General features: G+C 71.9%; 22 protein-coding genes. 12 read left to right on the top strand and 10 right to left on the bottom strand.

Features of this window, described 5'->3' with window-relative positions; all coding sequences use genetic code 11:
- The first annotated feature begins 34 nt into the window (after positions 1 to 34).
- From ACFYST_RS28465 to ACFYST_RS28455, 3 genes are read left to right on the top strand one after another with little or no spacing between them, the layout of a single operon-like run.
- Positions 35 to 646, top strand: a complete 612-nt coding sequence (locus ACFYST_RS28465; protein WP_387866433.1) for a TetR/AcrR family transcriptional regulator — start codon at positions 35 to 37, stop codon at positions 644 to 646.
- 28 nt (positions 647 to 674) lie between these two features.
- Complete coding sequence (locus ACFYST_RS28460; protein ID WP_387866431.1) at positions 675 to 1,238, top strand: YrhB domain-containing protein; 564 nt, start codon at positions 675 to 677, stop codon at positions 1,236 to 1,238.
- A 57-nt stretch (positions 1,239 to 1,295) separates the two neighbouring features.
- Positions 1,296 to 2,192, top strand: a complete 897-nt coding sequence (locus ACFYST_RS28455; RefSeq protein ID WP_387866430.1) for a serine hydrolase — start codon at positions 1,296 to 1,298, stop codon at positions 2,190 to 2,192.
- 7 nt (positions 2,193 to 2,199) lie between these two features.
- Here ACFYST_RS28455 and ACFYST_RS28450 read toward each other — a convergent pair whose 3' ends face one another.
- The gene (locus ACFYST_RS28450) at positions 2,200 to 2,565 is read right to left on the bottom strand and encodes a VOC family protein (protein WP_387866428.1); all 366 of its coding nucleotides are present in this window, start codon (positions 2,563 to 2,565) and stop codon (positions 2,200 to 2,202) included.
- The gene (locus ACFYST_RS28445) at positions 2,562 to 3,167 is read right to left on the bottom strand and encodes a TetR/AcrR family transcriptional regulator (protein ID WP_387641065.1); all 606 of its coding nucleotides are present in this window, start codon (positions 3,165 to 3,167) and stop codon (positions 2,562 to 2,564) included. The genes ACFYST_RS28450 and ACFYST_RS28445 overlap by 4 nt, the downstream gene beginning before the upstream one ends.
- Positions 3,168 to 3,284: 117 nt before the next feature.
- Here ACFYST_RS28445 and ACFYST_RS28440 point away from each other — a divergent pair, with 117 nt between their 5' ends.
- The 8 genes from ACFYST_RS28440 (at position 3,285) to ACFYST_RS28405 (ending at position 10,722) form a co-directional block, all read left to right on the top strand.
- Positions 3,285 to 3,746, top strand: coding sequence for a hypothetical protein (locus tag ACFYST_RS28440; protein ID WP_387866425.1), 462 nt, complete (start codon positions 3,285 to 3,287; stop codon positions 3,744 to 3,746).
- A 193-nt stretch (positions 3,747 to 3,939) separates the two neighbouring features.
- A complete protein-coding gene (locus tag ACFYST_RS28435) occupies positions 3,940 to 4,782 on the top strand; it encodes a nitrilase-related carbon-nitrogen hydrolase (RefSeq protein WP_387866422.1) in 843 nt (280 codons plus the stop codon).
- 5 nt (positions 4,783 to 4,787) lie between these two features.
- Entirely contained in the window at positions 4,788 to 6,176 is a 1,389-nt protein-coding gene (hydA, locus tag ACFYST_RS28430) for a dihydropyrimidinase (protein ID WP_387866420.1), read from the top strand.
- A gap of 17 nt (positions 6,177 to 6,193) precedes the next feature.
- Positions 6,194 to 7,195 (top strand): TIGR03842 family LLM class F420-dependent oxidoreductase, encoded by a 1,002-nt coding sequence (locus tag ACFYST_RS28425; RefSeq protein ID WP_387866417.1) that lies wholly within the window; start codon positions 6,194 to 6,196, stop codon positions 7,193 to 7,195.
- On the top strand, positions 7,192 to 8,658 hold the full coding sequence (locus ACFYST_RS28420) for a multicopper oxidase family protein (protein ID WP_387866414.1): 1,467 nt from the start codon (positions 7,192 to 7,194) through the stop codon (positions 8,656 to 8,658). Before ACFYST_RS28425 ends, ACFYST_RS28420 begins: the two co-directional genes overlap by 4 nt.
- A 39-nt stretch (positions 8,659 to 8,697) precedes the next feature.
- The gene (locus ACFYST_RS28415; RefSeq protein WP_387866412.1) at positions 8,698 to 9,177 is read left to right on the top strand and encodes a macro domain-containing protein; all 480 of its coding nucleotides are present in this window, start codon (positions 8,698 to 8,700) and stop codon (positions 9,175 to 9,177) included.
- A gap of 102 nt (positions 9,178 to 9,279) precedes the next feature.
- Positions 9,280 to 10,137, top strand: coding sequence for a nitroreductase/quinone reductase family protein (locus tag ACFYST_RS28410; protein ID WP_387866410.1), 858 nt, complete (start codon positions 9,280 to 9,282; stop codon positions 10,135 to 10,137).
- 60 nt (positions 10,138 to 10,197) lie between these two features.
- Positions 10,198 to 10,722, top strand: a complete 525-nt coding sequence (locus ACFYST_RS28405) for a MarR family winged helix-turn-helix transcriptional regulator (protein WP_387866408.1) — start codon at positions 10,198 to 10,200, stop codon at positions 10,720 to 10,722.
- Here ACFYST_RS28405 and ACFYST_RS28400 read toward each other — a convergent pair.
- The 8 genes from ACFYST_RS28400 to ACFYST_RS28365 all read right to left on the bottom strand — a co-directional run bounded on the left by ACFYST_RS28400 (position 10,668) and on the right by ACFYST_RS28365 (position 18,435).
- Entirely contained in the window at positions 10,668 to 11,822 is a 1,155-nt protein-coding gene (locus ACFYST_RS28400) for a hypothetical protein (RefSeq protein WP_387866406.1), read from the bottom strand. The two genes, ACFYST_RS28405 and ACFYST_RS28400, sit on opposite strands and share 55 nt — an antisense overlap.
- Before the next feature lie 53 nt (positions 11,823 to 11,875).
- On the bottom strand, positions 11,876 to 12,316 hold the full coding sequence (locus ACFYST_RS28395; RefSeq protein ID WP_387866404.1) for a hypothetical protein: 441 nt from the start codon (positions 12,314 to 12,316) through the stop codon (positions 11,876 to 11,878).
- 61 nt (positions 12,317 to 12,377) lie between these two features.
- A complete protein-coding gene (locus ACFYST_RS28390; protein WP_387866403.1) occupies positions 12,378 to 14,138 on the bottom strand; it encodes a hypothetical protein in 1,761 nt (586 codons plus the stop codon).
- Positions 14,139 to 14,326: 188 nt separating this feature from the next.
- Positions 14,327 to 15,166: an SDR family NAD(P)-dependent oxidoreductase gene (locus ACFYST_RS28385; RefSeq protein ID WP_387866401.1), complete on the bottom strand. Its 840-nt coding sequence runs from the start codon at positions 15,164 to 15,166 to the stop codon at positions 14,327 to 14,329.
- A gap of 95 nt (positions 15,167 to 15,261) precedes the next feature.
- Positions 15,262 to 16,725, bottom strand: coding sequence for an MFS transporter (locus tag ACFYST_RS28380; RefSeq protein WP_387866399.1), 1,464 nt, complete (start codon positions 16,723 to 16,725; stop codon positions 15,262 to 15,264).
- Positions 16,726 to 16,809: 84 nt separating this feature from the next.
- On the bottom strand, positions 16,810 to 17,256 hold the full coding sequence (locus ACFYST_RS28375) for an RrF2 family transcriptional regulator (protein WP_387641097.1): 447 nt from the start codon (positions 17,254 to 17,256) through the stop codon (positions 16,810 to 16,812).
- Between the two features lie 361 nt (positions 17,257 to 17,617).
- Positions 17,618 to 18,268, bottom strand: coding sequence for a hypothetical protein (locus tag ACFYST_RS28370; protein WP_387866397.1), 651 nt, complete (start codon positions 18,266 to 18,268; stop codon positions 17,618 to 17,620).
- The gene (locus ACFYST_RS28365) at positions 18,268 to 18,435 is read right to left on the bottom strand and encodes a hypothetical protein (RefSeq protein WP_387866394.1); all 168 of its coding nucleotides are present in this window, start codon (positions 18,433 to 18,435) and stop codon (positions 18,268 to 18,270) included. Before ACFYST_RS28365 ends, ACFYST_RS28370 begins: the two co-directional genes overlap by 1 nt.
- Positions 18,436 to 18,844: 409 nt before the next feature.
- Between ACFYST_RS28365 and ACFYST_RS28360 the strand changes: the two genes are divergently transcribed.
- Complete coding sequence (locus ACFYST_RS28360) at positions 18,845 to 19,606, top strand: GNAT family N-acetyltransferase (RefSeq protein ID WP_387866391.1); 762 nt, start codon at positions 18,845 to 18,847, stop codon at positions 19,604 to 19,606.
- Positions 19,607 to 19,612: the final 6 nt, after the last annotated feature.

The raw sequence follows: 19,612 nt of genomic DNA, 5'->3' as shown, positions 1-19,612 counted from the left end.
TTCCGGACCGCACCGCGCGACCGAGAGGGGAACGATGAGCCCGCGCAACACCGTGGCCGAGGCGCGTCGGACCCGGGACCGGATTGTCGACCGGAGCGTGGCGCTGGCGTCGGTGGACGGCCTCGAAGGGCTCACCATCGGGCGGCTGGCCACCGATCTCGGGCTCAGCAAGGCCGGCGTGCTGGGGCACTTCGGCACCAAGGAGACCCTCCAGCTCGCCACCCTGGAACGGGCGTCCGCGCTCTTCACCACCCTCGTCTGGGAGCCGGCCGTGGACGCCGAACCCGGGCTGCGGCGGCTGCGCGCTGTCTGCGAGAGCTGGATCTCGTACCTGGAGCATGCCCGCGAGGTCTTCCCCGGCGGGTGCCTGTTCACCACCGCCGCCGTCGAGTTCGACGCGCATGACGGTCCCGTCCGCAGGAACGTCGCCCGGCTGCTGCTGGTGTGGCGCCGCCGCCTGGCCGGCGAGGTCCGGCTCGCGATCGAGGCCGGGGAACTGCCCGCCGACACCGACCCCGAGCAGATCGTCCACGAGCTGACGGGGATCTACCTGGCGCTCAACCAGTCCCTCCAGCTCCTCCGCGACCCGCTCGCCGCCACCCGCACCCGTCACGCCCTGAACCGCCTGCTGCCCGCCGCGGCCTGACGACCGGCCCGGGCGGGATGCTGGGGGCATGATCGAACGAGAGACCGCGATCCGGGTCGTCGAGGAGCAGCTGGAGAGCGAGTACCGGCGCCAACCGGTCGCGGGGCGGCAGCGGATGGTGGTGACGGGCACGGCCGAGCACGAGCTGGTCTGGATCGTCGGGTACACCTCCGAGGAGTTCGCCCGCACCGGGGACCCGGCGCACCTGCCGGGCGGTTGCGGTCTGTACCTCGTCGACCGGCTCGACGGAGGCCTGCACTCGGTCGGCACCGTTTCCGCCGTGACCGGCGACTGGGAGGCCGACTACCGCGCCCGGATCCGCGGGCTCCCGGTGCGCACCGCGGTGGACGATCTGCACGACGAGATCCGCGAACTCGACACCGGGCAAGGGAAGTTGCATGCCGTGCGGGCGCTGCGCCGGAGACTCCCGGTCCTGACGCCCACCGAGGCCCTTCAGTACGTGCGCGCCCTGCGGGACGGTGGTGTCCCGGCACACCTGGCGGCCGTCGCGACGGCGGAACTCGTCGAGCCCCTCAACCCGGTGCTCGCCGTCCACACCGTCCGGGCCGGCGGCGGAAATCCGATGGTGTGAGGAGCCGGGGGTCACCCCGTGGTCGTTGCGCGCCGCGTCACTGGCAGTATCGGGGGCATGGCACACGACATCCGCGAGATATTCGAACAGGCAGGCTGCGAGGGCGCGTTGTGCGTCCGGCCGGTGGTGGGCGACGGCGAGATCGTGCTGAACGCGGATCAACCGGTGGTCCCGGCCTCGGTGTTCAAGGTGCAGATCGCGCTGGAGGCGGAGACCGCGTTCGCCGACGGCCGGTTGGACCCGCGTGAGCGGGTGACGCTGACTGCCGCCGAGCGGACGCCGGGGCCGGTCGGGAGCTCGCTGTTCGCGGACGACGCGGTGCTCTCCTTGCGGGACATGGTTGTCCTGATGCTCACGATCAGCGACAACCCGGCAACCGACGCGCTGCTGCGCCGCGTCGGCGTCGACGCGGTGAACGCGACGGCGGCGCGCCTCGGGCTGACGGGCACGTTCGTCACGGCCGACCTGCGGACCATGCTCGACACCATCGGCGAGGATCTCGGCCGCGCCGACTGGGCGGACCTCCAGACCTGGGCGGCCGGCGCCCCGGCGGAGGAAGTGGCCCGGGCCGACGCGGAGCTGCCGGGCGTCCGCGCGATGGACCCGTCGCGGGGGACCCGGACCACCCCGCGCGACATGGCGGCCCTGCTGCGCCTGATCTGGACGGACCAGGCGGGCCCGGCCGCCGCGTGCGCGCGGGTGCGGGAGGTGATGGGGCAGCAGTTGACCCGGCACCGGATCGCCGGTGGGTTCCGGCCGCCGGTGCGGGTCGCGGCGAAGAGCGGCAGCCTGCTGGGCATTCCCCGCAACGAGATCGGCGTGGTCTCCTTCCCCGACGGCCGCCAGTACGCCGCCGCCGTCTTCACCCGCTCGCTGCCCGGCGCGGACGACGCCGCGATCAACCGCGCCATCGGCACCGCCACCGCCCGGGCCGTGGCTGCCCTGGGTGCCTGAGACGGGTTCACGCGGGGGACATCACCTCGAACAGGTTGCCCGCGTCGTCCGTGAAGTAGAGGCCCCGGGCGCACAGCGGGTGGTCGATGCGGCCGTTGTCGGGCGCCGACGGGTCGTTGCCGTACGGGGTGCCGGTGGCGCGCAGCCGGGCGAGGACGCCGTCGAAGGTGGCCGGGTCCACGTCGAACGCCAGGTGGTGGCCGGCGGGGTCGGGGACGGTGAGGAAGTCCAGCGTCAGCGTGGAGTTGACGCGGACGGGGGCGAAGTGGCGGTCGGGGCCGGCGTACTCCAGGCCCATCACGGTGGCGAAGAACCGGGCCGCGGCCTGGTTGTCGACGGCCGGGACGATGGTGTGGTTCAGGGTGATGGTCACGATCGGCCTTCCGGGTCGTCGAGGGCGCCGTGCAACAGGACATCGACCAGCTCGGCCGGGTCCAGGGGCGGTGCGTCGGCCGCGCCGGCGAACAGCAGGGCGAGGAAGAGCGAGGCCAGGCGCTCGGCCGGCAGGCGGAGCAACTCCCGTTCCGGCTCCATGAGTTCGGCCAGTGCCCGGCGGACGGGGAGGGTGCCGGCCGTGCGGTCGGGCGCCTCGCCGGTGCGGGCGGCGGGTCCGCGCGTGGTGTGCAGCGCGCCGAGCAGGGCGCCCAGCCGGTCCAGGTGGGCGCGCAGCGCGGTGGCGGCCTCGGTGAGCCGGTGGGGGAGCGGCAGCGTCAGCGGGATCAGGGCGAGCCGGTCGAGCGCGGGCTCGGGGCGCAACGCTTCGGCGACGCACGCGTCCAGCACGGCGTCCTTGTCGGCGAAGACCCGGAAGATCGTCCCCTCCCCGATCCCGGCGGCCCGGGCGATCCGGCGGGTGGTCACCGCGCTGCCGTACTCGATGACCAGCGGCAGCGCGGCCCGGACGATCATTTCGCGCCGCTGTTCGGCGTCCATCGACGGTGCTCTGCGGCGCCGTTCGGTCGGGGTCCCGGTCATGGGCGCCAGTATCGGAGTGAGCGCTCACTCCGGTCAAGCCGGGCAAGGGCGAAAACCGGGTGACAGCACGGCACTTGGCGTGGCAGGGTGCGAGGATGATCAGCTGTCGAAAGGCCGATGCCGCGTAATCGGCCGGGCGCCCTCCGGGCCGCCACCGTCGCGTTCGTCGATCCGCCGCCGAGGATCCGTGGCCTGTCCGCTGCCGCGAGCCTGGATGTGCACCGGGCCGAGTGCGAGCGGCCGAGTTTCTTCCTGCGCCCCGGCGCCACCGGGCTTGCGCTGCGGCGGTACCGGGCGTTCCTGCATCCCTTCGGTGGGCGGCCGTTGTACCCGCGGGAGTCCCTGTGCCCGTCCTGCCCGGGGTGCGCCGGCGACGACGTCCGGCACTCGCGGGACGTGCTGGGCGAGGTCCTGCTCTTCCTGCCGGGTCGCTCCCGTGCCGAACTCGGGCGACTGGTAGGTCCGTTGGATGCGGAGTTCCGCCGTCGGACGCTCCCTGATCCGTTCGCGGGGGAGCGGTTGGGGGCGGGTCTGGGCTGGTGGCATTGGCGGCTGGGGGAGAGCGCGTGGGACGGGTGAAGCGGTGCCGGGGCGGCGAGTTGGCGGTGGACGGCGGGATGATTTCGGCACCGCAAAACGGACTATCCGTAAATCGTCCCTATGTTGACTTTCCGTCGTCTTCCGCGTGGCACACCGGCATTTCCCGTGCACCTCCTAGTCTCGATGATCTACGGTGCCTCTTCCGCCGGGCCTTCGAGCGAGGAGTACGACTATGAGTCGTGTCGTCAGGGCTGCCCTGTTCCAGACCGCGTGGACGGGCGACAAGGAATCGATGATCGCGGCGCACGAGGCCGCCGCCCGGGAGGCCGCCGCGCAGGGGGCGGGGATCATCGGGTTCCAGGAGGTGTTCAACGCGCCGTACTTCTGCCAGGTGCAGGAACCCGAGCACTACGGGTGGGCCGAGGCCGTCCCGGACGGGCCGACCGTGCAGCGGATGTGCGCGCTCGCGCGGGAGCTGGGGATGGTGATGGTGGTCCCCGTCTACGAGATCGAGCAGGCCGGGTTCTACTACAACACCGCCGCCGTGATCGACGCCAACGGCAGCTATCTCGGCAAGTACCGCAAGCACCACATTCCGCAGGTGCGCGGATTCTGGGAGAAGTACTACTTCAAGCCCGGAAATCTCGGCTGGCCGGTGTTCGACACGGCGGTCGGAAAGGTCGGCGTGAACATCTGTTACGACCGGCACTTCCCGGAGGGCTGGCGGGCACTCGGGCTCGCGGGCGCGGAGATCGTCTACAACCCGTCGGCGACCAGCCGCGGCCTGTCCGCCTACCTGTGGCAGCTGGAACAGCCCGCCGCCGCCGTCGCGAACGAGTACTTCGTGGCGGCGATCAACCGGGTCGGCGTCGAGGAGTACGGCGACAACGACTTCTACGGCAGCAGCTACTTCGTCGACCCGCGCGGCCAGTTCGTCGGCGAGGTCGCCTCCGACAAGCGCGAGGAACTCGTCGTCCGGGACCTCGACCTCGACCAGATCGACCAGGTGCGCCAACAGTGGGCGTTCTACCGGGACCGCCGGCCGGACGCCTACGGCCCGCTGACCGAGGCGTGAGCGCCATGACCCGGACCCTGATCACCGGCGGACTGGTCGTCACGGCCGCCGAGGAGATGCCCGCCGACGTGCTGATCGAGAACGGCACCGTCGTCGCACTCGGCCTGCCCGGCCGCCACCAGTGGGCCGCGGACCGGGTGTTCGACGCCGGCGGCAAGTACGTGATCCCGGGCGGCGTGGACGTCCACACGCACATGGAGCTGCCGTTCGGCGGGACGAACGCCTCCGACACCTTCGAGACCGGCACCCGGGCAGCCGCCTGGGGCGGCACCACCACCATCGTCGACTTCGCCGTGCAGTCCAAGGGCGCCTCGCTGCGCGCCGGACTCGACGCCTGGCACGCCAAGGCCGACGGGCGCTGCGCCATCGACTACGGCCTGCACATGATCATGTCGGACGTCAACGAGTCGACGCTGCGCGAGATGCCCGGACTGATCGGCGAGGGCGTCACCTCGTTCAAGCTGTTCATGGCCTACCCGGGCGTCTTCTACTCCGACGACGGCCAGATCCTGCGCGCCATGCAGCAGGCGTCCGAGACCGGCGCGCTGATCATGATGCACGCCGAGAACGGCCCCGCCATCGACGTGCTGGTCGAGCAGGCGCTCGCCCGCGGCGAGAGGGACCCCCGCTACCACGGCGAGGTCCGCAAGGCGCTGCTGGAGGCCGAGGCCACCCACCGCGCCATCCAACTCGCCCGCGTCGCCGGCTCGCCGCTGTACGTGGTGCACGTCTCCGCCCGCGAGGCGCTCGCCGAACTCGCCGCCGCCCGCGACCTCGGCCTGCCGGTGTTCGGCGAGACCTGCCCGCAGTACCTGTTCCTGTCCACCGACAACCTCGCCGAACCGGACTTCGAGGGCGCCAAGTACGTGTGCTCCACGCCGCTGCGGCCCAAGGACCACCAGGCGGCGCTCTGGCGCGGGCTGCGCACCGACGACCTCCAGGTGGTCTCCACCGACCACTGCCCGTTCTGCTTCAAGGGGCAGAAGGAACTCGGCCGCGGCGACTTCTCGAAGATCCCCAACGGCCTGCCCGGCGTGGAGAACCGGATGGACCTGCTGCACCAGGCCGTGGTGGACGGCCACCTGACGCGCCGCCGGTGGATCGACATCGCCTGCGCCGCGCCCGCCCGGATGTTCGGCCTGTACCCGCGCAAGGGCACCATCGCCCCCGGCGCCGACGCCGACGTGGTGATCTACGACCCGCACGCCACCCACACCCTGTCCGCCGCCACCCACCACATGAACGTCGACTACTCGGCGTACGAGGGCCGCACCGTCACCGGCCGGGTGGAGACCGTGCTGTCCCGCGGCGAGGTCGTCCTCGACCGCGGCCACTACCTCGGCCGCCCCGGACACGGCGCCTTCCTGCCCCGTTCCACCTGCCAGTACCTCTGAGAGCGGAGATTCCCGCAGTGGATTTCGGACTCGTCCTGCAGACCGACCCGCCGGCCGCCAAGGTCGTCGAACTGATGCGCCGCGCCGAACAGCGCGGCTTCCGCTACGGCTGGACGTTCGACTCCGCCGTGCTGTGGCAGGAGCCGTTCGTGATCCACAGCCGGATCCTCGAACACACCGAGCGGCTGCGCGTCGGCCCGATGGTCACCAACCCCGGCACCCGCAGCTGGGAGGTCACCGCCTCCACCTTCGCCACCCTCAACGACATGTACGGCAACCGCACCGTCTGCGGCATCGGCCGCGGCGACTCGGCGATGCGGGTGGCCGGCCGCCGCCCCAACACGCTGGCGCGGCTCGGCCAGGCCATCGACGCCATCCGCGACCTCGCCGAGGGCCGCGAGGCGGTCGTCGACGGCACCCCGATCCGGATCCCCTGGATCAAGGACGGCCGCCTGCCCGTGTGGATGGCCGCCTACGGGCCCAAGGCGCTCGCCCTGACGGGACAGAAGGCGGACGGCTTCATCCTCCAACTCGCCGACCCCTACCTCACCGAATGGATGGTCAAAGCCGTCCGCCACGCCGCCGAACAGGCCGGCCGCGACCCCGCCTCGATCACCGTCTGCGTCGCCGCGCCCGCCTACGTCGGCGACGACCTCGACCACGCCCGCGAACAGTGCCGCTGGTTCGGCGGCATGGTCGGCAACCACGTCGCCGACCTGGTCGCCCGCTACGGCGAACACTCCGACCTCGTCCCCGAGGAACTCACCGCCTACATCAAGGACCGGCACGGCTACGACTACAGCCACCACGGCCGCGCCGGAAACCCCTCCACCGACTTCGTCCCCGACGGCATCGTCGACCGGTTCTGCCTGCTCGGCCCCGTCGAGGCGCACATCGAGAAGCTGCGCGTCCTGCGCGAGGCGGGCGTCGACCAGTTCGCGGTGTACGCGATGCACGACGCCCGGGAAGCCACCATCGACGCCTACGGCGAGCACGTCATCCCGGCGCTGGCCCGTTGAACCGGCGCACCTTCCTCGCGCTCGCCGCACTCTCCGGCGCCACCGGCACGGCCGGCCTGGCCGCCGGCTGCGGACCCGGCACCGGGCACCACCCCGCGCCCCCGCCGCTCGACCTGTCCACCCCGCTGCGGATCCCGCCGCTGCTGCACCCCCCGGCGGATCTCGACGGCGTCCGCCGCTTCGAACTGATCATGGCTGCCGGGCAGTTCGAACTGCTGCCCGGCAAACCCACCACCACCTGGGGCTTCAACGGCGCCTACCTCGGCCCCACCCTGCGGGCCGGCCGCGGCGACCGGATCGCGATGACCGTCCGCAACGCCCTCCCCGAAGCCAGCACCGTCCACTGGCACGGCATGCGGCTGCCCGCCCGGATGGACGGCGGACCGCACCAACTGATCGCCGCCGGCCACCGCTGGACCCCCACCTGGACCATCGACCAGCCCGCCGCCACCACCTGGTACCACCCCCACCCGCACGGAGCCACCGCCAAGCACGTCTACCGCGGCCTGGCCGGGCTGTTCCTGATCGACGACGACCACGACGCCGAACTGCCCACCGGCTACGGCACCGACGACATCCCGCTGATCCTCCAGGACAAGAACCTCGACGACCACGGCCGGATCGACGGTGACCCGCTCAAAGGCCCCTTCGGCATCCTCGGCGACCGCATCCTGGTCAACGGCACCTACAACCCGCGCTTCGACGTCACCACCACCCGCCTGCGGCTGCGCCTGCTCAACGCCTCCAACGCCCGCATGTACCAGCTGGCGTTCGCCGACCGCCGCCCGTTCCACCTGGTCGCCACCGACGGCGGCCTGCTGCCCGCACCCGTCGAGACCGGCACGCTCGCCCTCACCCCCGGCGAACGCGCCGAGATCGTGGTCGGGTTCGACCCCGGCGACAACGTCGTGCTGCGCACCCTCGACACGGGCATCGACATCGGCATGGGCGACCTCGACCTGATTCGCTTCGTCGCCGCCGAGCAGCTGCGGCCCGCACCCGGCCTCCCCGCCGGCCTCCCCGCGCCTGCCCCCATCGTCCCGCCCGCCGACGCGAAGGTCCGTCACTTCACCCTCAGCGGACGCGACAGCATCAACGGCCGCCCGATGGACATGCAACGGATCGACGAGGTCGTCCCCGCCGGAGCCGTCGAGATCTGGGAGGTCGAGAACAGCACCGGCGCCTCCCACAACTTCCACATCCACGAAGTCGCCTTCCAGGTCCTGAACGCCAACGGCACCCCCACCGGCGGCCACAAGGACACCGTCTTCACCCCCGCCCACACCACCGTCCGCCTGGCCGTCCAGTTCGGCCCGTTCAGCGACCCCGTCGAGCCGTACATGTACCACTGCCACGTCCTGCGCCACGAGGACGCCGGAATAATGGGCCAGTTCGTCACCGTCGCCCCCGGAACGGAGAGCGCGGTGCCGCGCACGTACGCGGGCCCCGCGCACGCGCACTGACCTGCGGGTGGTGTCGGTGCGGGCTGGGATGCTGCCCGGATGGAACAGACGATCAGTTATCTGCGCGGCGACGCCACCGCGCCGCAGGGCAAGGGCGTGCGGATCATCGCGCACGTCTGCAACGACCTCGGTGGGTGGGGCAAGGGATTCGTGCTCGCGCTGTCGCGGCGGTGGCCCGAACCGGAGGCCGCGTACCGGCGGTGGCACCGGGAGCGGGCGGGGAACGACTTCGGGCTCGGTGCGGTGCAGTTGGTGCAGGTCGAGTCGTACCTGTGGGTGGCGAACATGGTCGGCCAGCGCGGCATCAGGACCGGCCGCTCCACCGGCGTCCCCGTCCGCTACGAGGCCATCGACACCGCCCTCGACACGCTCGGCGCCCATGCCCGCCGCCTCGGCGCCTCCGTCCACATGCCGCGGATCGGGTGCGGGCTGGCGGGCGGGCGCTGGGAGCGCGTCGAGCCGCTGGTGACCGCGCGGCTCACCGCGCGCGGGACGGCCGTGACGGTCTACGACTTCTGACGCGTCTTCAAGGGCGGGGCCAGTGTGGGGTGTTGACCGGGTGGCGGCGGTCTGCCTAGGTTATCTTTGCTTGCAAACATAATCCGGGAGTGGGGGACAGCCATGGACGAGAGCTTCAACCAGCGGGTCATCAGGAAATTCCGGGCGCAGGGCGGACACGTCGAGGACTTCCCCGCGATCCTGCTCCTCACCACCGCCGGACGACGCACCGGCCAGCCCCGCACCACACCGCTCGTCTACCACCAGGACGGCGGCCGCTACCTGGTGTTCGGCTCCAACGGGGGCGACGCCGCGCACCCCCAGTGGTACCGCAACCTGATCGCCGCGGGCGGCGGCATCGTCGAACTCCCCGACGGCGAGGGCGGGGTGACCACCCTCTCGGTCCGCCCCGTCGAACTCGGCCCCGCCGAACGCGACCACCAGTACGCCGAACAGGCCCGCCGCGTACCGTCGTTCGCCACCTTCGAGGAGCGCACCGACCGCACCATCCCGGTCCTCGCGCTGCACCCGCTCGACCTCTCCGCCGACCCCGCACTCGCCGGCCGGGTGATCGAGCAACTCCGGCTCCACCACGAGGACCTGCGCCGCCAGCTCGCCGAGCTGCGCACCCGCCTGGACGACGCCGGCCCCGTGCCCGGACCCGACCTCGCCGCCCAACTGCGCGAGCGCTGCCTGAAGTTCTGCTACGGCCTCGGCATGCACCACACCCGCGAGGAGGGCGCCTTCACCGCCTTCGAGCAGCAGTACCCCCAGCTGATCCCGGCCCTCGCCCGGCTGCGCGTCGAACACCGCACCGTCGCCGAAGCGCTCACCCGCTTCGAGGAGCGGCTGGCGGCCCCCGGCGTCGAGGTCGCCGAGCTGCGCGCCGAACTCGACCGGCTCACCGACGGCCTGGAAGCCCACTTCGCGTACGAGGAGACCCACCTGCGGCCGCCGTCCGCCCCGCACCCGCCGCGCTGACCGGCCCGTCCGGTACGGTGGGGCCCGGCGGCCAGGAATCGGACAGCGCTTGGAGGTTGGATGGCCCGCGCGGAGTCCGAGCAGGAGCGGGACGGCGGCCTGACCGACGGCGGCCTGACCGCGCCGGACGCTGTGCGGGCCATGCTGCTGCTGATGCCCCGGGTGGCGGCGCGGGTCAAGCGGATCGCCGTTCCCGACGCGCTGGCCGGCTTCCAGCTCGCGCCCCGGCACCTGTCGCTGCTCTCGTACCTGGTGTACGACGGCCCGATGCCGGTCGGGACGCTGGCCGCGCGGCTCGAAGTCGCGCCCACCACGGTGAGTTTGATGGTCGGCGACCTCACCCGTCAGGGCGTCCTGGAGCGCTGCCCCGACCCCTCGGACCGCCGCCGCACCATCGTCTCGCTCAGCTGCGACCCCGCGACCCGCACCGCGATCGAGCGCTGGCTCGCCAACGGCGCCGCCGCCTGGCAGGCCGCGTTCGCCCCGCTCACGCCCGCCGAACGCGCGCTGTTCGTCCGCACCATGACCGCCTACGAGCAGGGCGCGGCGGGCGCGGCGGGCTCGGACGGCTCGGACGGCGAGTAGGGCGGTGGCGGCCAGGGGCCGGCCAGTAGGCGGCGGGCCTCGGTGACGGCCGCGCGGGCCAGGTCGGTGCGGCTGAGGGCGTCCGGGGAGAGGCGTTCCGGGCCGAGGTCGATCAGTGGGCGGAGTGATTCCGGGCGGGCGAGTGGGGCCCAGCCGCCGTGGGTGATCACGCTGATGCCGGTCGAGGCGCGCAGGCCGCCGTCCACGATCAGGCGCAGCCACCAGCGGACCAGTTCCCAGCGGGCGCGCTCGTACGGCAGGTCGGTGTCGTCGGCGGGGAGGGAGTCGGAGAGCCGCAGTTCGGCCAGCACCTGTTCGAAGAGGGGTACCGCCTGGTCGTGTTCCTTCTCCGGGAGCCGGGCGAGGCGCGGCAGTGAGGGCGCGTCGACGCCGAGTGCGTCCGCCACCAGGCCCGCTGTGATCAGCTGATCGTCGTACACCTGGCGGCCCACCAGCCGTTCCAGCGCCAGCATCCGCAGGTACTCCACCGCCTCGGCCGCGGTGGTGGCCGTCGGATCGTGCGGGGTGGTGACGGTGCTCTCCGGATCGCCCACCACGAAGTACGACCAGAACGGGACGGTGAAGACGGGGCGCGCGTTGCGGTTGCCGGGCATGTTCGTGAACTCGACGCGTAGCCAGTCGGCCAGGTCATGGCCGTACTCGATGATGTCGGTCTGGTACACCGACAGCACCGGGTGCCCCGGCCCGAACGGCGCCGGCGGCAGGTAGCGGTGGCCGTGCAGCGGCACCAGTTGCGGCACGGACGCCAGCGCGGCCCGGGCGACCCGCTCCCGCTCCGACGCGTCCTCCGACCGCGGACCCCAGCGCGGATACCAGAACCCGCTGCTACGGACGTCGAACAGCGTGCCCTCGACCGGCCAGGCGAGTTGCTCGCGCAGTGCCTCCGGATCGCCGTGCCGCCAGTCCGGCCAGCGCGGTCCGGTCGGCAGGCCCGCCGCCAGGAACACCCGGTGGTCGGGCGCGAACCGGAACCCGAACCGGGCCTCCACGGCGTCCAGTTCGTGGTCCGTCAGCCCCGGCTCGACGTTCCGCAGCCGGCGTTGCCAGATCCTGGCCGTCTCGATGCTCGGCACCGTCATCGTGCGCCTTCTCTCCTCGATCGCGTTCACCGTATCCGCCCCGACCGGCGGTTCTACGGCCGGTGGGTCTGGTCGTAGGTGGCGGTGAAGTCCCTGACCAGTACGGAGAGGCGCTCCCAGCGGATGGCCGCCGGGCCGCTCGTGGAGTCGATGAGGGCGATGAGGCGATCGGCCGACTGCCGGTCACGGGGCGGGAGATGGCGGGGGAGAGCGGTGAGGAATTCGTGGGCGGGTCGGGTGCTGACGGACCGGGCGATGTCGGCGGCCGGGATTCGGGCCGCGTCGTCGGAGTCGGTGGCCGCTGAGGAGTCGAGGGCGAGCCGGACCGCGCCCATGCAGATGATCACCCGGACGTCCTCGACGGTGGCGTCGGTGTCGAACTGCCGGATCTCGCACCGACGCCCGAACCTGGCGAGGGCGGCAGGGACCCTCAGCGCCGTGGACACGATGCGCTCGGCGACGACGCCGCCGGACTCCCAGAGTAGCGGGTTCACTGCACTCGCCTCTCCACCGACCGCGGGCCGGGACGATGACCGGCCCGCGGCGGGTGTTCCGTCAGTCCTTCACCCGGCCCTGCAGGGCCTTCGACAACTCGGCGATACAGGCGGCGAGTTGGGTGTTGGTCAGCTGGCTCGGGTCGCCGCCGCAGTTGGCGGTGGGTTGGCCCGAGGGCTGGGGCTGGGGTTGAGGTTGGGGTTGGGGTTGGCCGCCCGGGGCCGGGATCTGGCCGGTGAGGGAGACCAGGTTGGGGGTGACGGTGGCGTCGCCGGAGAGGTCGATGTAGTCCTGGGTCTGGCCGCTGAAGTCCACGAAGCCGCGCCACATGTCCCGGCCGAACGGGATGATCTCCTGGAGTGCGCCGCCCTGGCCGGCGCTGATGGTGATCGAGGTCTGCTGCGCCATGTAGGAGACCATCCGGCTGGCCAGCACGTCCAGGTTCACGGCGGGGGCGTCGTCGCTGCGGACGTACACGTGCAGGTCGTTGAGGCCGCCGCCGGCCCGGTCCGCCTGGAGGACGGCGAACGCCACCACCAGCTGGGAGGAGCTCTCGCGGGGGACCAGTGGCGTCACGTAGTACAGGTGGCCGTCCGCCTTCGAACGGAGCAGGAACTCACCGGGGTTGGTGGCGTTGGTACCCGCCGAGGTGTGCGCGAAACCGAAGCCCTGGTCGTCCTTCGCGCCGCGGCCGCCCAGCCACTGCACCTCGTGGATCTGCGAGCGCACCACCGACGCCGGGTACACCGCCCCCGGCAGCTCGCCCGGTTCGACCTGCGCCCGGTACGTCACATCAGGCTTCCCGTTCGACGACCCGCGCAGCACCAGCACCCCGGCCGGGGCCAGGACGGTGCGCTGCTTCCAACCGGTCTCCCGGGCCACCGAGATGACCACCACCGGCTGGGCGGTGCGCGGGTCGGGGCCGTCGCAGTAGCCCCAGATGTCCTGGTCGCTGTAGACCAGGCCCGGGAACCTCTCGGCGAGCAGGTTGCGCAGGCTGACCGCGCCCGTCCCGCCGAACGCCCGGTTGAACGCGTGGTCGCCGCGGAACGCGCAGCTGACCACCGAGTTGGACTTGCCGTCCCAGACCGCGACGCCCTCCATCGGCTGCTCGCCCGAACCGTCCAGCACCGCAGTCCACGCGCCGCCACTGGCTGCGCCCGGCAGGTAGTGCAGGCTGTGGTTCATCAGATGAACGCCCGAGGAGAGGCCGGCGCTGTCCGTGAGCGCCTTGGTCGCTGCCGCGTACGAGGCGGTGCGCGCCTCGAAGTCGAAGGCCGGCATCGACGCGGTCTTCACGCAGGCCGGCACGTCCGCCGTACCCACCAGATCGCACCGGCTGCCGTCACCGGGCCGGGAGTGCTCCGTCACCGGCAGCACCGAACGGGGCGGCGTGGAGCCGCCGGCCGGCACGTCGAGAATCGTCGCCGTCGCGTAGAACCGGCCCGCGTCCTTGTCGTTGTCCCACACGCCCGTGCCGGCCCGCACCAGCGAACCGACCAGCGCCAGCAGCACCACCGAGACGGAGAGCACCGACCGCCAACCGCCGAAGGGCACCCCGGACTCGTCCACGATGTAGACCACCGCCCAGACCGTGCCGCACAACCCCACCGCGATCCAGAACCAGAACAGCGGCGCGGCATCGACCAGCCCGCCGTGCGGGAAGAACTGCCGCTTCAGCCACAGCGCATAGCTCTGGTCCTGCTGCCCGAACCCGCCGAACACCGCATGCTTCACCACCCACACCAGCCCGGCGGTCACTGGCATCCACAGCCACCACACCGCCAACCCCACCGCTGCCGACCTGATCTGACGCTGCATCTCCGGCCCCCTCCCGTTCGCCCCGGACCTTCCCCGCTTCGCGGACCCGCCAAGCCTGCCACGCGCCCCCGACAGCACCTGTGGCCGGCCGGTGGCGGATGTTGTGGAGGATTTCGGGGGTTCGTTCCAGCCGCCGCGGGGGCGGGCGGCGATTCAGCGCGGAGCGGGCACCGGCTGCGGGCCGTTCGTCATGAGGCGCCCGCCTTCTCGCGCAGGAGTTCCCTGGTGATGCTGTCGAGCCGCGCCGCGGCGCCCTTGTCGAACGCAGGGCGCAGCAGGCTGAGGGGCGTGCCCTCCGCGAAGGCGCTCAGCGGCTCCCGAGGCGGGGAGTCGACGATCTCGAGGATCGGCGGGACGGTGAACTCGACCGGCTGCGCGGCCCGCTTCATCCGGTCGATGTGCGCCGCGGTGACGGCGTCGAACTCGCCCGCGAAACCGGTGCGCGTCCCACCGGGGAACAGCAGCACGTACCGGGCGCGACGCGCGCTCCCGTCCTCGGCGAACGAGACACCGAGGAGGTCGTTGAGCCGGCCGCCCTGGAACATGGCCGACCAGCCGTCGTAGCCCCGTTCGAGCCCGAGGTCGTTCCAGTGGATGCCCGGCGCCCCCACGCCGGGACCGGCGATGTTCATCACGACCGGAGTCTCGGCCTTGTTCATCAGGTCGGCCAGGCCGTACCCGAGCAGGTACCGGCTGAGGTAGTAGAGCGCGAAGTTGTGCTCGATGCCCTCGGAGGTGACCAGCCGACGGCTGCGGAAGTACCGCGCGCACAGCACGAGTACGTCCACCGCCTCGAACCGGTCCTTGATCTCCGCGATGACGCGCCGGTTCTCGCTGACGAGGCTGAGGTCGGCCTCGATGAAGAAGGCGCGGTCGGCCGCGCCCGACTTCTGCGCCGCGTCGAGGTACTTCTTCCCCTTCACCGGGTCCGGAGCGATGACGACCACCTGGTCGCCCCGGCCGAGACAGGTGTTGGCGAGCGCCTGCCCGATACCGGAAGTGCCCCCCGTGACAACAACGGTCTTCACGTGATCCTCCTCGGAACACTGGGTCGTGAGGTTCTGCGCAGCAGAAGAGATCCCGCCCTGGACGGGACGAGTCGCGTTCCTACTGGACGTTGTTCCTACTGGACGTTGTTCAGTTCCTGCGCCGACGAGGCCGCCGGAGCCGCCTCGCCCTCCACCGCCGGTGCGGGACGCATCCGGGACGCGAGGACGAGCGTGAGGACGACGACCACGGCCATGGCCAGGAAGACGTCGGAGTAGGCCGAGCCGTGGTGGCCGGAGAAGAGGGGGTTGATGGCGTCGCTGCCGCTCTGCTGCCTCGCGGACACCAGCACACCGAACACGGCCGGGCCGGTACCGGCCCCGAGGAACTGGGCCCCCTGGAGGATCCCGAGGCCGGCACCGACCTGCTCGGGGGGCAGTTCGCTCGCCGCGGCGCCGATGATGGTGGTCATCACGAACATGAAGCCGATGCTCAGCCCGAGGATCCCGGCACCGGCGAAGACCACCGGGGAGCCGCCGGCGAAGGACGAGAGGAACAGCGAGAACAGCCCGATGAGGCCGAGCCCGAGGAGCACCAGGACCCGCGCATCGACGCGGCCGGCGAGGCGTCCGATCCACGGCGAGAGGAGCGCGGTCACGACGCCGGCCGGGATCATGACCAACGCGCCCTTTCCCGGGGGGAGTTCGTTGACCTCCACGAGCAGCAGCGGGACGAACACCAGACCGCCGAGATTGACGGCCATCGCCAGGAACGCGACGAGGATGCCGGTCCGGTAGACGCGGTCGGTGAACAGCGACGGCGGAACGAACGGCTGATCGACCCGGACGGTGCGCACCCCGAAGACCACGAGCGCCGCGACGGCGACCAGCAGGCTGCCCCAGGACAGCGGGTCGGTGAAGCCGGAGACCTGCGCCCGGGTCATGCCGAACAGGACGAGACCGGCCCCGAGGCCGAGCAGGACGCCGCCCGGGAGGTCGAGTCGGCCCGAGCCCTGCGGAGCCTCGTCCGGGAGTACCCGCAGGGCCGGGACCAGCAGCAGCGAGACCACGAGCGTGATCCAGAACAGTGCGGGCCAGCCGAGCGCCTCCCCGATGCCGCCGCCCAGCGCCGGCCCGGCGGCGGTGCCGACGCCCGCACCGGCCGAGACGACGCCGATCCCGGCACCGCGCCGCTCCGGCGGCAGCAGCGTCGTGACGGCGATGACCGACAGCACGGGGATCGCGGCCGCGCCGATGCCCGTCACGATCCGCCCGGCAACGAGCACGGCCAGGTTCGGGGAGAGCGCGCAGATCAGGCTCCCGAGGGCGTAGCTGAGGAGCGCGAACGCGAAGAGCCGGCGCAGGCTCACCCGGTCCGAGATGCGGCCGTACAGGGGGATCCCGACGGAGAACATCAGCAGGAAGCCGGTGACGACCCAGGCGAGTTCCGCCTCGGAGGCGCCGAACTCGGACCCGATCGTCGGAAGCATCAGGTTGACCATGTCGCTGGCCGTGACCGTGACGAGGATCGCCGGCATCAGGACGGCGAGTAAGCCCATCCCCGAGCCGGTCCGCCCGGTCGTTGTCGACGTGGAAGTCATTCGAGGCCCTTCGGGTGACTTACCGCCACCATGATAGTTACAGTTTGGGCAAAAAAGCGGCGGAGGCACTGCCTCCGCCATCGATCAGCTGGTGACGCGTTGCGCGAGCTCGCGCTCACTGGCCAGCACTTGCCGGACGAGGTGGGCGATCGTCGTCCGCCCGAGCCGTTCCTTCATGGCCCGCTCCGCGTCCTGGAACTCCGCCTCGAGCAGCTTCTGCATGTTCCGCCCCACCTCGCACTCGGCGCTCGGCGGGTGCGGGTGCCGCGACAGGATCGGCCCCGCCTCCACCGCCGTGTAGGCGTCGTAGAGCGTGATCTCGCGGGCGGGCCGGGCGAGCGACCAGCCGCCGTTGCGCCCCTCGGTGGACGAGACCAGGCCGGCGTCCCGCAGGCTGCCGAGGATCCGCCGCACCAGAACCGGATTGCTGGCCAGGCTCTCCGCGATCTCCGCGGATGTCAGCGAGTGGTCCCAGCGCCCCAGCATGGTGAGTGCGTGGATCGCCACCGCGCTCCTGCTGCTGATGCTCACCGTGATGATCCCTTCGCGACGGTCGCCTCGCCGATCCAACTGCAACCACGCTAGTGGCGGTTCGATCCGGACGTCAATCCGCTGCGCGGCCGTCATCGCCCGGCGGACCATGCTTCGCGGCGCGGCCGTCATCGCCCGGCGGACCATGCTTCGCTGCGCGGCCGGCTGCGGCCGAGGACTGGACCGACGCCGCTGTGGGCGCCCAGCAGGACGGGCTGTGGGTACTGACCGGGACGCAGCGGCGCGCCCTCGCGGAGCGGACGCTCCTGGGGCTGCCGACCCGTCACCGCCCTCCAAACGTCCAAGCCGCCCGCAAGATCCTGACTGCATGCACGGGCGGCCGATTCTGCCTCTCTCTTCCCTACCCCCGGACCAGTGCGGACAGGGAATCCGCGTCGGCCGGGGAGTCGGCGACCACGGCAAGCAGCGAACCGTCCGCGAAGACCAGGTCCACCCGTGCGGGCTGGCGGGAGCGGCGGACGCCGGTGCGGTGCAGCTCCGCGCGGCCGAAGGCACCCATCAGCTCACCGTTGTCGTGGTCCACCAGCAGTACCCGCCGCTCGGTGACCGCCAGCAGCGCCCGGTTGTGCCGAAAGGCACGGTGGCGCAGCGGCCCGGTACGGACCGCGATCACGAACCGACCGGCCAGCGAACCCCATCCGCCCACGAGCGGCCTGCCGTGAAGCGCCCGGCGGAGCCCCTTGAAGCTCTTCTCGAACAGCGCCTCGCCGAGCTCCTCGACCCAACCCGCCACGTTGAGCAGCTGGAACGGCAGCAGGAGGACGGTCAGACAGCCCCGCCCCTTGCCGGGCCGGGCCGGCTCGCGGCCGGGCACCGGCGGCTTCTCGACCCGGTGCCGCCGGGGAAGCTCCCGCCGGACGTACGGGTCGAGCCCGAGGTCGCAGACCCCGAACAGCCGCTCTCCCGGCTCCAGGTGCGCCTCCGGCAGCCGCATCCAGCCCACCAGGTGTTCGCGGTACGCCTGCTCCGCCTTGGGACCCCGCCGTGCCATCAGCCGAACGCCTCCTCGATCCGGGTCTTCGGCACCCGGTAGGCGGGCGCCGGCTTCTCGCCGTCGAACTGGTGGGTCACCGCGTCAATGTTGGTGTCGCTGTTGATCGCGTCCCCGATCGGCGCGGCCCCTGGTCCCGCTCCGCGCCGGTGGCGGCGGTACGTCACTGCGCACCCTACCGATCACCGTGCGGACGTTCGAAGGCGACCGATCGCTCAGCCGGGCCGGTTCAGCATCGCCGGCAGGCCAGGTGGCGGCTCATGGCCATGGTCGACGCCGCCCGACCGGCCTGGCCCTCATCGGCAACAACGACCGGGACCAAGTCCGGGGCCACCAAGGTCCGGTGAGGCAGCGGCAACCTCACGTGAGACAGGACAGCGCGGTGGGAAATTAAATCGCTTGGCGGGGGCGAAGGGCGGTTGCTAACGTACGGATCACCGTGACAGGACGCGAGGAGGTGAACACCCATGAGAGCTGGACCAAGGTGGGTGCTCCCCCTTTTCCTCACGGTGTGCGGCTGATTGAGCTGCTGTCGGGAGCGCCTTGGTATGCAGGCACTTTCGAAGGGCGACAGCCATGAACACTGTGATGATTTCCCGGGTCGACGAGGCCCAGTGGCAGGCGGTGGCGGACGAGCGGATCGTCGGCCACGGTGATGTCTCCGAGCGGCCCGACGGCCGACTCTTCGTCAGTATCGACGTGTGGCAGGACGAGGCGTTCGACCCGCTTGCCGAGGCGATGCTGGGCGAGCTGTCGGGCACCGTGCTGCACACGCTGGTCGGCGGCGGGGATGCCGAGCTGGCGTCCCGTTGGGAGCGGGCCGGGTTCGCCGTCGAGCGGCGTGAGTGGGAGTACCTGTTGCCCACCCGCGCGGACGGTGGCGGTCAGGTCCTGGAGGGCGTGACGATTCTTCCTGCCGGTACGGCGGACGAGCGGCTGCTGCGTGAGCTCGACCGTGAGGTGCGGGCGCAGGTCGAGGCTGAAGTCGGCTGGCACACGATGCCCGTCGAGCTCAGGTCCGGCCCGGCGGGGGACACGTTGGTGGATCCTTCGCTGTACGCCGTCGCCGTGGTGGACGGGCAGTACACGGGGCTGATCCGGGTGGTGTCGCGGGGCAGGCGGGCCCGGATCGGGCTGCTCGCCGTGCGTGCCGAGTACCGGCGGCGCGGGGCGGGGCGGGCCCTGCTCGGGCACGCGCTGGCCGCGCTCGACGAGGCCGGCATCGAATCCGCGTGGACGGAGATCGACCAGGCCAACACCGCCGCCACCACCCTGTTCGAGCACTTCGGTGCCCGGCGCACGGGCCACCTCGCCGAACTGGTGCGCCGCCCGCACTGACTCCGG

This window comes from Kitasatospora sp. NPDC004614 (assembly GCF_042873675.1).
Lineage (GTDB): Bacteria > Actinomycetota > Actinomycetes > Streptomycetales > Streptomycetaceae > Kitasatospora.
This window is presented reverse-complemented; position numbering and strand designations above follow the sequence as displayed.

Excerpts from the sequence above, each read along its gene's own strand:
- ACFYST_RS28405 (WP_387866408.1), top strand. The coding sequence starts at position 10,198 with ATGGCCCGCGCGGAGTCCGAGCAGGAGCGGGACGGCGGCCTGACCGAC.
- ACFYST_RS28465 (WP_387866433.1), top strand. The coding sequence starts at position 35 with ATGAGCCCGCGCAACACCGTGGCCGAGGCGCGTCGGACCCGGGACCGG.
- ACFYST_RS28400 (WP_387866406.1), bottom strand. The coding sequence starts at position 11,822 with ATGACGGTGCCGAGCATCGAGACGGCCAGGATCTGGCAACGCCGGCTG.
- ACFYST_RS28360 (WP_387866391.1), top strand. The coding sequence starts at position 18,845 with ATGAACACTGTGATGATTTCCCGGGTCGACGAGGCCCAGTGGCAGGCG.
- hydA (WP_387866420.1), top strand. The coding sequence starts at position 4,788 with ATGACCCGGACCCTGATCACCGGCGGACTGGTCGTCACGGCCGCCGAG.
- ACFYST_RS28415 (WP_387866412.1), top strand. The coding sequence starts at position 8,698 with ATGGAACAGACGATCAGTTATCTGCGCGGCGACGCCACCGCGCCGCAG.
- ACFYST_RS28460 (WP_387866431.1), top strand. The coding sequence starts at position 675 with ATGATCGAACGAGAGACCGCGATCCGGGTCGTCGAGGAGCAGCTGGAG.
- ACFYST_RS28440 (WP_387866425.1), top strand. The coding sequence starts at position 3,285 with ATGCCGCGTAATCGGCCGGGCGCCCTCCGGGCCGCCACCGTCGCGTTC.
- ACFYST_RS28380 (WP_387866399.1), bottom strand. The coding sequence starts at position 16,725 with ATGACTTCCACGTCGACAACGACCGGGCGGACCGGCTCGGGGATGGGC.
- ACFYST_RS28455 (WP_387866430.1), top strand. The coding sequence starts at position 1,296 with ATGGCACACGACATCCGCGAGATATTCGAACAGGCAGGCTGCGAGGGC.
- ACFYST_RS28445 (WP_387641065.1), bottom strand. The coding sequence starts at position 3,167 with ATGACCGGGACCCCGACCGAACGGCGCCGCAGAGCACCGTCGATGGAC.
- ACFYST_RS28435 (WP_387866422.1), top strand. The coding sequence starts at position 3,940 with ATGAGTCGTGTCGTCAGGGCTGCCCTGTTCCAGACCGCGTGGACGGGC.
- ACFYST_RS28370 (WP_387866397.1), bottom strand. The coding sequence starts at position 18,268 with ATGGCACGGCGGGGTCCCAAGGCGGAGCAGGCGTACCGCGAACACCTG.
- ACFYST_RS28410 (WP_387866410.1), top strand. The coding sequence starts at position 9,280 with ATGGACGAGAGCTTCAACCAGCGGGTCATCAGGAAATTCCGGGCGCAG.
- ACFYST_RS28390 (WP_387866403.1), bottom strand. The coding sequence starts at position 14,138 with ATGCAGCGTCAGATCAGGTCGGCAGCGGTGGGGTTGGCGGTGTGGTGG.